The sequence below is a fragment of the Corallococcus sp. AB018 genome, assembly GCF_003986945.1.
Lineage (GTDB): Bacteria > Myxococcota > Myxococcia > Myxococcales > Myxococcaceae > Corallococcus > Corallococcus exiguus.
Window position 1 is genome coordinate 20,420 of record NZ_RAWR01000131.1, and the last position, 9,361, is coordinate 29,780.

Here is a 9,361-nt window from a genome sequence, read left to right on the forward strand (position 1 = left end):
GCCTACTGGCAGGAGTACGTGTACGAGGACGGCGTGCTCCAGGTGCCATCCGGGTTGATGGCGCGCACGGTGTAGCCGCTCGCCGGGTAGGTGGTCCCCCAGCAGTCGCGGGCGCGCACGTCGTTGCGCAGGGCGGCGCCCAGGTCCCAGTTGCCCACGCGGCGCTGCTTCTCGTACGCGGCCACGCGGTCCACCGCCTCCACCCAGGTGGAGTCCGCCGCCAGCACGTCGCGGCGCTTCTCCAGGAACTTCTGGAGCCACGCCGTCTCCGTGATGCCGTTGTAGCCAATCACCGGCGCCACCTGGCCGCTGTTGCCCAGGGCCGTGTTGGCCTTGCGGATGAGGTCCTTCATTCCGTCGAAGCCGTGGTTGATGGACGCGTCGTAGAGCGCGGCCTTGGTGAGCGCCTGGGTGAGGCCCCACTTCGCGGCCTCGGTGAGGGTGGGCGTGTAATAGAGCGCGTCGCTCACCTGGTCCTGGCACTGCTTGAAGTCCGCCTGGGTGGCGGCGGTGTTGAAGCTGGCCGCCCAGTCCGAGGTCCAGTTGCCCACCGCGTCCAGTTCCGACGTGGACGCCTGGGATTGGCCGGTGGACAGGAAGCGGTTGTTGATGACGGTGAGCGCGTTCCAGTACTTCGCCAGGCGGTTGCCATTGGCCTCCGTGCGCAGGGCCCGGTAGCACTGCACCACCTGGATGGCGTCGCCCGTGCCGGTGCAGAAGCCCGCGCGCCCGTTGGTGTAGCCGCGCCCGTCGTTGATGTTCTCCGAATAGGCGTAGTCCATCGTGGGCGTGTCGTTCTCCCAGATGCTCGTCAGCCCTTCCGCCACCTTCTTCTGGTTCGCGGTGAGGCCGGAACCGCCAGGGGACGTGCCGCCGCAGCTGTCGGACTGGACCTTCACGTTGGTCGCGGTGAAGGACGTGTTGGAGGTGGAGGAGTAGTTGAACGTGTAGGACGCGTTCACGGCCACCGTCAGCGACGACGTGCGCGTGAAGGTGCACGTGCGGCCCGACTGCGTGTGCGTCCAGCCGGGTTGATCATCGTCACACGTCACGCCCGAGGGCACGTCGAGCGCGATGACCGGGTTGGCGATGGCCACCGTCCCCGTGTTCTTGAAGACGAGCGTGCCCCAGTAGTCCGGCCCGTTGTACGTGTTCGTCGTCACCGAGTGCGTGCACGCGCCCAGCGCCTGCGCTGCCTCGGCCATCGCGGGAGACTCCGCGTCTGTCGCCGGGCCACAGCCGCTGGCCAGCGCCACCGTGAGGCCCATCATCCACGTCCGTGAAGCCGCCATGTGCCTGCCCCCGCTTGGGTATGGGGATGCCCGCGCTCGGCGAGCATCCCGGATAGAGCAGGAATAGCTGTTTTCGCTGTGATTCGCCAGGGGCGCTCAGCCCTGCACGTCCGGCAGCGGCAGCACCCGCCACAGCTGCGGCTTGTCGTACTGCGGCGGAATCATCCCCAGCGGCCAGCCTTCGGCGGTGAGCTCCGCGTACTGGTACCCGCGCCCTCCGAAGGGGATGCGGGTACCGGTGCCGGGCAGTCCCACGCCGATGGCCGCGTGCGCGAGCGCATCCGAATAGAGCATCACCGCGTCCACGCCCACCTGCCTGAGCAGCATCAGCGCCAGCACCGCCTTGGAATCGCAGTCGCCCCGGTCCTGCGCGGGCACCAGTCCCGGCGGGACGATGCCGAAGGGCTCGTCGCCGGGCAGCTCGTAGCGGATGCGGCGCACGAAGCCGAGGATGAGCTCGGTGGCCTGCGCCGCGTCCAGGTCGCGCTCGCGGATGGAGGTGGCGAAGCGTTCGCCCAGCACGCGCACCGGCTCCGCGTTGCTGCGCATCAGCTCCGCGTAGATGCAGCGCATGTCCGTGCCGCAGCCCGGCGGCGCCACGTAGGTGAAGCGCTCCGGGCCCATGGCTCGGTAGCGCAGTCGCACGCTGTAGTCGCGGTGGGCCTGCGCCAACCCGCGCTCCACCGTTTCGCCCAGTCCGTAGGCCAGCTGCTGACGGGCGGGCTCCATTCCTTCCACGCGCCAGTCATAGGACTTCGCGCGCTCCAGCGGCGTGTCCTCCGGCACCAGCACGATGCCCAAATCCCGCATCGCCTCCTGCGGATCCGCCGGAGGAACCTCCGTTCGCGGCTGGGGCGGATCCGGAAGCCGGCCCGCCTTCCGGGTCAGCACGAGCTCCCAGCTGGCGAAGGCCATGAGCGCGCCCATCAGCACCAGCGACAGCAGCGTCTTCCACGAGCGCACGGCCATGGCGGCTTCAGGCGGGCGCGCGCAGCACGCCGGTGGGCAGCTGCGGGAAGGGGATGAGTCCGTTGAGCGCGGCCTGGAGGCCCGGCGCGGTGAGCAGCGCGATGACCAGCAGGAAGGCGCACAAGAGGAGCGCGGCGGCGATGTTGCCCTTGCGCACCTCCGCCAGCTCCTCGATGCCCGGCGTCATCTTGTCGAACAGCCGCACGCCCAGGGCGAGCACCGCCACGCCCACCGCCAGCGACAGCGCCACGTGCACCAGCGCCAGGCCCATCAGCTGGAGCACCGAGACGGCGGACACGGGCGGGTTCTGCACCGCCAGGTCCACCGCGTCGCTGGTGGCCTTCAGTGCGTGTTGCACGAGCAGGCCCAGCGACACGAGGCTCGTCGCGTGCACCAGCCCGGAGGCGACGTTGCCCTGGCGCAGCTCCTCCACGGGGTGGCTGTCCAGCAGGCGGCTCAGGCCACGCATGCTCAAGCCGATGCCGAGCGCGGCCACGAGGCCGCCGAGGACGACCTTCACGAGTCCGACGACGAAGAGGGTGAGGTCCATGGGGCGCCGGGGACTGTAGCGGAAGTCCCCCTCGCCGCCATGGCCCATGGTTCACCCGCGTGGCTTGCCGTCCTTCAGACGGCGGCTGAGCGTCCAGGCGAGGGCGACGAGCGCGACCCAGCCCACCGCCGACTCCGGGCCGCTGCCCACCGAGCAGCCCAGGCCCTGCCGCATGCCGCTCGTCGGGTCGTACTCCACGGTCAGCTGGAAGTCGCAGAGCGACGCGTTGCCGGCCGCGTCGATGGCGGTGACCTGCACCGAGTGCAGGCCCGGCGCGAGCGGCGTGCCCACGACGGGGCTGTAGAGGAGCTCCGCTTCGGAGACGGTGTCCGAGGCGGTGGCGGCCGGGTACTCCGCGCGGGTACCGGACATCACCGAGGTGGTCAGCGTCTGGTCCTCCGGGCAGGTGAGCACGGGCGGGCGCGAGTCGCGCACCCGGACCTGGATTTCGCACGTGCTGCTGTTGCCCGCGTCGTCCGTGCTGATGACCTCCACGCGGGTGAGGCCCAGCGGGAACAGGTCGCCGGACGCGTGCGTGCTGGTGACGGTGACCTTGCTGGAGAGGCTGTCGCCAGGCGTGAGGTCCGGCCAGAACGCGTGCGCGCCCTCGGGGCCTTCCGCCTCCACGCGGACCTCGTTCACCTTGCAGGCCCGGCCGGGCGCCTGGTTGTCGCGCACGGTGATGGGGAAGGAGCAGGTGCTCTCGTTGCCGGACGCGTCCCTCGCCGTCACGTTCGCCTGGGTGGTGCCCAGGGGCAGCACGCTGCCGTTCGTCGGGCTGAAGGTCGTGACGACGTCCCGGCTCGTCTCATCCCCGATGCCCAGGTTCGGATAGTAGAAGGTCGTGCCCCGGGGCGACTGCGCGTTCAGGATGAGCGCCGTCGGGCAGTTGTGGATGGCCGGCGCCGTCAGGTCCCGCGAAGTCAGCACCGTGGTGCAGTACGTGAGGCGGCCCTGCGCATCCCCGGCCTGGTAGGTGATGGCGATGGGCAGGTTGAGCGGAAGCAGGTGGCCGTCAATGAAGGTGGTACGGATCCACGCCTGCTCCGGTCCGGTCCGCAGCTCGGGCCGGTAATAGAGCAGGTCCGTGCCCTCCGGACGGTTGGAGGGCATGTCCTGGGCGGCCGGGCACAGGAAGGTCGGCGCCGCTTCATCCCGCTCCATGCGCCACAGCGCATGGGGCGTCCACGGGTCTCCGGCCGTCGTCAGCAGCGCGCCCTGGAACGGCACCAGCCCCGTGGGCAGAGCGAACTCCTTGCCCGAAGGCAGCCGCGTCAGCCGGGACGTGCCCGCGTCGGTGCCGTCCGTGCGCCACAGCTCGCTCGCCCCCGTTTCCGTCGTCACGATGACGGCGAGCCCTTCCTCCCACGGCGCGACGCCGCGCACGGACTCATGCCCGTACGCGGTAGGGTGCGGCAGGCGCCGTGTGCCCGCGGCTGTTCCGTCCGTCACCCACAGCGAGTCCCCAAGCGTGGCTCCCCGGGACACGAAGTAGAGGCGGTTGCCCGCCGTGACGAAGAACTGGCCAGAATAACCGTGGAGCATCGCGTTGGGCAGCTGCGCCAGCTGCTGCGTCCCCGCGTCGGTGCCGTCCGTGCGCCACAGCTGGGAGGCCTCCTCCGAGCTGCGCACGAGGAAGACGAGCGCGTCGCCCAGGGCGGCGAGCACGGTGGGCATGCGGCCCGTGGCGGCGGTATTGAAGCCCTTGACGAGCACGGTGCCGGCCTCCGTGCCGTCGGACTTCCAGACCGCGCGGCCATGCTGGCCGTCATCCGCGGTGAAGTAGAGCGTGTCGCCCACCGCGGTGAGGTTCTCGGGATACGCGTCGCCGACGCCGGCCTTGATGTCGCGCACGAGCGTTGTGCCCGCTTCGGTGCCATCCGTGCGCCACAGCTCGACGCCCAGCTCGTTCTCCGCGGCGAAGAAGACCGTGTCCCCCACGCGCGCGAAGCCCCCGGCGTTCGCTCGGGCGAAGCCCGGGTAGATGTCCTTGATGGGCACGGTGCCCTCGGCCGTGCCGTCCGACCTCCAGAGGTCGGCTTGCGTGTCCGCCGGAGCGAAGAGCACGGAGTCCCCGAAGACGAAGACGGGCGTCTGGGAGGCGATGCCATGGATCGGGCCGGGGTTGATCTCGCGCGTGACGTAGGTGCCCTCGCGCGTGCCGTCGCTCGTCCACAGCTCGCGTCCGGTCTCCTCCGACGTCGCGATGAAGAACAGGCGGTGCGGCGTGGCGCGCAGCGAGCCCGGGTCGATGCGCGCACCCGCGGGCAGCAGCTCCTCCTGTACGGAGCGGGTGCCCGCGGACGTCCCGTCCGTCACCCACAGCTCCCGGACGTCGGATCCGGAGCCGGCGTTGCCCGGGGTGGCGAGGAAATAGAGGCGCCCGTTCAGCTCGACGGTGGGCCGCGTGTCAGGCCCCCGGGCGTCCAGCTCCAGGCGGGGCTCGGAGAGGACGTCCGCCACCCGGCGCACCGTCATCGGATCCATCTGGACGGAGGAGCTCTGCGCGAACGCCGGGGCCGTGCCCACCGCCACCGCCAACGCCGAAAGCCACGCACGACCGCTGACCATCCCCATGCCCGCCTCCACGCCCGCCTGCCCGCCAACTGTCCTGCTGAGGGCGCACCGTCATCACGCCCCCGCCGGGCTACAACCCACGCCCTGTCCGACTGTCCGACAGCTTGCGCACCGCCGGTGTCACACCTGTTTCATGTGTTCACCACCGACCGCCGCCCTCGCGAACCCACATGAGTGCTGCCGGCTTCTGTCGCACGCCTCCGGCCCCCACTCCAGTGCGGATGACGCAGGGTGTCGTATGTCTTGTGGGGGGCTGGTGTGCCAGGGGGCCATCCTCGTGGAGGTTCTGCCGCCGGAGGCGGGAGGGCAGGACACGGTGGCGCCCATGATGGCGGCGGAGTTCGAGGCGCGAAGCCGCCTGCGCCGTCCGCCGGAGATGCCGGTGCGGGTGGTGGACGTGTTGCACCGCACGGTCTACCGCTACGCGAAGCCGGTGGAGCGCAGCTCGCACCTGTTGCGGCTGACGCCCATGCATGACCGGCTCCAGTCGCTGCTGTCGCATGACGTGACGCTGTCGGTGGGGGTGACGCGGTCGGAGTACGAAGACGTCTTCGGCATCCGTGTGCGCCGGGCGGTGGTGGACACGCCCTACACGGAGCTGGTGATGGAGGCCCGCTCGCGTGTGGAGCTGCGGGACACGGATCCGCTGGGGTACCGGCTGCTGCACATGCGCTCGGTGTTGTCGCTGGTGTGGATGCCGTGGCAGGCGAACATGCTCCAGCCGTACCTCTTGCCGCCGGAGTTGCCGGACACGCAGGTGGAGGAGTTGCTGGAGTACGCGATGATCTTCGCGCGCCGCAACGACTTCGACCTCTTGGACACGCTGCTGGACATCAACTACTCCATCTTCAAGGAGTACCCGTACGCGCAGGGCACCACGACGCTGAACACCACGGCCTTCAGCGTGTATTCGGCGCGCAAGGGCGTGTGTCAGGACTTCGCCAACGTGTTCATCTGCCTGGCGCGCCTCTTGGGAGTGCCTGCGCGCTACGTGTGCGGGTACCTCTACACGGGGCCCAAGCACGCGAACGCGGTGATGGCGGAAGCCACTCACGCGTGGGTGCAGGTCTACCTGCCGGAGGTGGGGTGGAAGGGCTTCGACCCCACGAACGGAATCCTCACGCAGACGCACCACGTGCGAGTGGCGGTGGGGCGCCAGTACTCGGATGCGACGCCCACGACAGGCACCCTCTACCTGGGCGGTGGTGGGGAGCAGCTGGAGGTGCTGGTCCGCTGCGAACCGGTGTCTCCCGAGGGACAGTGAGCCGGTTGTCCCAATTCAAGACCTGCTTTGATGGGTTCACTTGGGGTATGGCTGGAACGGGGTGAACATGGTCTGCTGCTCCTCTCTCGAACCCGTACGAGGAGTGATGTCCATGAAGTGCATCCTGTCATTGATGATTGCCACGTTGGCCCTGGCCTGCTCTGGCCCGGACATGAGCGACGCAGGTGAGGAGGGGAGCGAATCCATCGCGACCCAGGAGAACGCCGTCACCTATTCCCTCTGCGGTTCCCATACGCTCAATTGCCCGGTCGGCTACACCCGTGTCGGTCAACTCTGTTCGTCGCACTGCTCGGCGCTGGGCTACTCGTGTTCGCCCTTGGGCTACAACGAAACCCTCTGCTTCAAGCCGGATCCCATCGTCGGAACCATCAGCGCGACGCCCACGAATGTGCGCATCAACCTGGATGTGACGCAGACGGGGACGACGAACATCTGCTTCGACGTCAGCGGCATCACCGAGGGAGAGGTCTGGCTGAGCGTGAACAACCAGTCCGAAGTGCTCTTCGCCCGTGGCGACAACTTCTGCCAGGCCGCGCCCTGGATCACGGCGGGCAACACCTTCGCGTTCAAGCTCTACTCAGGCAGGGCGCACACCACGCTACTCGCCACCGCGACCGTGACGGGTGAGGGCTACCGCGGCGGCACCAATCCGCCCCCGCAGTGTGGCCCCTGCCAGTCGGGCTACTCCTGCTTCTGCGGCGACCGCGTGTGCCGCCGCGAAGGCACGCTCTGTCCGTGACGTGAGCCACGAAGCCGGGGGAGGGCACTGTCCCCCGGTTTCATGCCGGAGAGGATTCCCCATTGGGCGCGGTAGGGTGCGCGCTCATGACAGCAAAGGGAAACGCTTCCACTCGGCGTTCAGCGATCCTCCTGCTCGGGACGTTGCTTCTTTCAGCCTGCGCAGAAGGTCCAACGCCCACGACCCCTGTCGCGGTTCGGAAGTGGGTAGGGCCTCTGGTGGCCGTGCCTGGCGGCGGGCAGTTCCGCACCATCGTCTACTATGGCCCGTGGCAGTGCAGCTCGCAGCTCATGGCCTACTGCCGTGAGAAGTGCGGAGGGAGTGGATACGCTCTCCAGGGCTGCATGTGGCTCGCGGACGTGAAGATGGACTTTGAAGGCACGGTCGTTCGAGCTGGGAGCCGGTTCGGTATGACGAACTGCTGCTGCAACTACGGGACGCTCAGCCCCGTCCAGAACAAGGCCGCCCGCGACAAATGGGACGACAGCCGTCCAGAGTTCCGGGAGCAGTGGGCGAAGCGCTTTGGCGCATGGCCCTCGGAGAACGGAAACCCCTACGAGGGGCATCACATCCGGGACCTCTGGCATGGCGGCAATCCCACGGACTGGGACAACATCCTGCCGTTTCCCAAGGACATCCATCAGACGCTCTTCAAGCTCTACAACCAGTGTTACGCGAACTCGCCTCCATGGACGAGCGTCGGCACGGACTATCCCTATGGAGAATAGGCACAAGGCGATGAACGAGCTGCTCGATGAGATATCGCGCCTCCACGTGCCCAACCCGCCTGCAACGCCGGAGCAACTGGATGCGTTCGAGCATCGCGTGGGCTGGCGCCTGGACCCGGACCTGCGCGCTTTCTACCTGCATTGTGACGGGGCCCGGTTGTTCGCGCAGCGGGAGCCCACGTTCGGCTTCGTCGATCCCGCCTTCACGTTCTTGCCGCTGTCACGGATTGCCCGCGCGCGAGTGGTCATGCGCGATGAGGATACGGATCAGGCCGGGCCGCCGTCCTGGTATGCCGTCTGCGAGGTACGGGACAGCAACTACATCCTTCTCGATGTGAGCCACCAGGAAGGGGGGCGCTACCTCATTCGTGATGGCTACAACGAAGCGTTTCCTGACCCGGAGTATTGCGCGCAGGTTGCCAGTTCGTTTCAGGAGTTCCTCGCGGGGGCGCTGCGGTCCCAGGGGCGTTGGTTCTGGCTTCGGACCGAAGAATGACTATGGCTGCACGGCGGAGTTCAACGTCCGCATTCGCCACACCGTGAACGTGTGCAGCCGCCGGCCCCTGAAGACCCCCGTGAGCTTCACCGGGCCCTCCACGGAACCAAAGCGTTGCACCAGTTCCTCCGGTGGCTCCGCGCTGTTCTCCGAACACCACAGCACGTCCTGCCCGGGCTTCAATTCCAGCTCGGGCCAGAGGTCATACTGGCTCTTGCGCCGTGACGGGCCCACCGTGTCCGTCTCCACGCCCGCCGTGTACGCGACCTGCGAAGCCAACTGGTACGTGGGCGCGTAGACCGCCGTGGGACCCGGCGCCATGCCCGGGAACAACTGCTCCGGCGCCCTCAGCCGCTCCAGCACACCCCAGCCGTGCGTCCGCGCCAGCACCACGTCCCGCTCGAACGTCAGCACCGGGAACAGCAGGTGCGACGTCACCGCCAGCACCACGGCCATCCCGCTCCACGCTGCCGCCCGCTGCCACACGGGCCGCATCCCCGCGACCCCAATACACGCCGCCACGTATGCCGCCGCAGGCCAGTTCGCCTCGCCCCTTGTCCTCGCCGCCGCGTAGCCGAAGAACAGCAGCGGAATCACCGCCGCCATGCGCAGCAGGAACTGCTCCCTGGGCCCTCGCACCGCGTACACCAGCGCCAGCGGGAACAGCACCGGCCCGCCCATGGCGAACTGTCCCGCCACGTACTCGCCGAACGTCGCCCACCCTC

8 protein-coding genes and 1 pseudogene are annotated in these 9,361 nt (G+C 68.6%); 4 read left to right on the forward strand and 5 right to left on the reverse strand.

From position 1 onward, the window contains the following. Positions 1-2 precede the first annotated feature (2 nt). The 4 genes from D7Y11_RS25725 to D7Y11_RS25740 all read right to left on the reverse strand — a co-directional run bounded on the left by D7Y11_RS25725 (position 3) and on the right by D7Y11_RS25740 (position 5,388). The gene (locus tag D7Y11_RS25725; RefSeq protein WP_126935024.1) at positions 3-1,292 is read right to left on the reverse strand and encodes a chitosanase; all 1,290 of its coding nucleotides are present in this window, start codon (positions 1,290-1,292) and stop codon (positions 3-5) included. 96 nt (positions 1,293-1,388) lie between these two features. Then, positions 1,389-2,261, reverse strand: coding sequence for a hypothetical protein (locus tag D7Y11_RS25730; protein WP_120579343.1), 873 nt, complete (start codon positions 2,259-2,261; stop codon positions 1,389-1,391). A gap of 7 nt (positions 2,262-2,268) precedes the next feature. After that, complete coding sequence (locus D7Y11_RS25735) at positions 2,269-2,859, reverse strand: DUF350 domain-containing protein (RefSeq protein ID WP_233597272.1); 591 nt, start codon at positions 2,857-2,859, stop codon at positions 2,269-2,271. Between the two features lie 3 nt (positions 2,860-2,862). Further along, the gene (locus tag D7Y11_RS25740) at positions 2,863-5,388 is read right to left on the reverse strand and encodes an HYR domain-containing protein (protein WP_126935025.1); all 2,526 of its coding nucleotides are present in this window, start codon (positions 5,386-5,388) and stop codon (positions 2,863-2,865) included. Between the two features lie 238 nt (positions 5,389-5,626). Between D7Y11_RS25740 and D7Y11_RS25745 the strand changes: the two genes are divergently transcribed. The 4 genes from D7Y11_RS25745 to D7Y11_RS25760 all read left to right on the forward strand — a co-directional run bounded on the left by D7Y11_RS25745 (position 5,627) and on the right by D7Y11_RS25760 (position 8,636). Continuing rightward, positions 5,627-6,652 (forward strand): transglutaminase family protein, encoded by a 1,026-nt coding sequence (locus D7Y11_RS25745; RefSeq protein WP_233607393.1) that lies wholly within the window; start codon positions 5,627-5,629, stop codon positions 6,650-6,652. A 112-nt stretch (positions 6,653-6,764) separates the two neighbouring features. Next, positions 6,765-7,412, forward strand: coding sequence for a hypothetical protein (locus tag D7Y11_RS25750; protein ID WP_126935026.1), 648 nt, complete (start codon positions 6,765-6,767; stop codon positions 7,410-7,412). A 218-nt stretch (positions 7,413-7,630) separates the two neighbouring features. Then, positions 7,631-8,140, forward strand: coding sequence for a hypothetical protein (locus D7Y11_RS25755; RefSeq protein ID WP_233597270.1), 510 nt, complete (start codon positions 7,631-7,633; stop codon positions 8,138-8,140). 10 nt (positions 8,141-8,150) lie between these two features. Then, on the forward strand, positions 8,151-8,636 hold the full coding sequence (locus D7Y11_RS25760) for an SMI1/KNR4 family protein (protein ID WP_126935027.1): 486 nt from the start codon (positions 8,151-8,153) through the stop codon (positions 8,634-8,636). Here D7Y11_RS25760 and D7Y11_RS25765 read toward each other — a convergent pair. Then, positions 8,637-9,361: pseudogene (locus D7Y11_RS25765) on the reverse strand (4-amino-4-deoxy-L-arabinose transferase); the annotation flags it as partial.